Consider the following 1,051-nt stretch of genomic DNA (forward strand, 5'->3'; position numbering starts at 1 on the left):
GGGCCTACGCGCCCGACGCCGAAGTCACGGGCCACGCCGGCCAACCCCTCCGCGTACCCCTGGCCCAACGCGCGGACCTTCCACTGCGCGCCCCGCCGATAGACCTCGGCCAACAGCAGGACCGTCTCCCGGTCCGGGCGCGGTGGGGTGAAGCGCACCAGGGTCGGGCCCGCGGCCAGCGCCACCTCCAGAGTGGCGGCGGGCAGCGTGCCGCGCCTGGTGCCGGGCTCGGCGGGGCTGAGCACGACCGTGACCCGGCTGGCCCCGGGGCGCAGTTGCTGGGGTTGGAGCGTGAGCATGGCGCCGGTGAGCCGGGCGCCCGGTGCCGACGGCTGGTTGAAGAAGACGAAGTCGGCGTCGCCGGCGACCTTCCCATCCTCGTCGGTGATCAGCGCCGATACGTCGAACGGGCCGGCCACCCGGATGACCAGCGCCCCCGCAGGCAGCGCCTGGTTGGCGCCCGGAACCAACTCGTGCATGGCATCCCTGCTTCCGTCGACTCCCGCGCCGGCCCCGCCCGGCCCCTGCCCGCACCCCACACCGCCGCTGCCCCGCGATGCTCCTGCCCCGCGATGCATCCGCCCCGCCCCGTGCTCCCGCTGTCCCGTGCCGCCGCTGCCGCACATCGCCGTACCCCGAGCCGGACCGCGGCCCGCCGCGCCCGGTCGTTCCGCGCGCCCTGTGGGCAACGCACGGGCCGGGCCGGGTGTTCCAACCGCCCACCGCACCCGCCCACCGCGCCCGCCCGACCTCGTGAGTCCGCCGTCCCGCAGTGCCGCGCGCCGTCGCGCCCGGTCTCGTGTGCCCTGCGAACGGGTGGTCCTCGGCCCCGTAGCGCAGCCGGGCGCGTGCCGTCCTCGCCCGGCCGCACCCGTACCCGGTTGGCTGCGGGAGCGACCGGCGGCGTACCGGGGCGCGGACGACGTACGGGCCGGGGGGGGGGGGGGGGGGGGGGGGGGGGCGGCGCCGCCCCGCCCCCCCCCCCCCGCGCCGCCCCGCGGCGGCCGGGGCGGGCCGCCGGCCCCCGCGCCGCCGGCCCGCCGCGCAGCGC

The 1,051-nt window shown here is 79.9% G+C and carries 1 protein-coding gene; it reads right to left on the reverse strand.

Features of this window, described 5'->3' with window-relative positions; translation table 11 throughout:
- The coding region (locus AAHZ94_RS34480) for a TerD family protein (protein ID WP_349997615.1) at positions 1 to 479 on the reverse strand (479 nt) is incomplete at its 3' end.
- Positions 480 to 1,051 lie beyond the last annotated feature (572 nt).

Source organism: Streptomyces sp. HSW2009 (assembly GCF_040240285.1).
Taxonomy (GTDB): domain Bacteria; phylum Actinomycetota; class Actinomycetes; order Streptomycetales; family Streptomycetaceae; genus Streptomyces.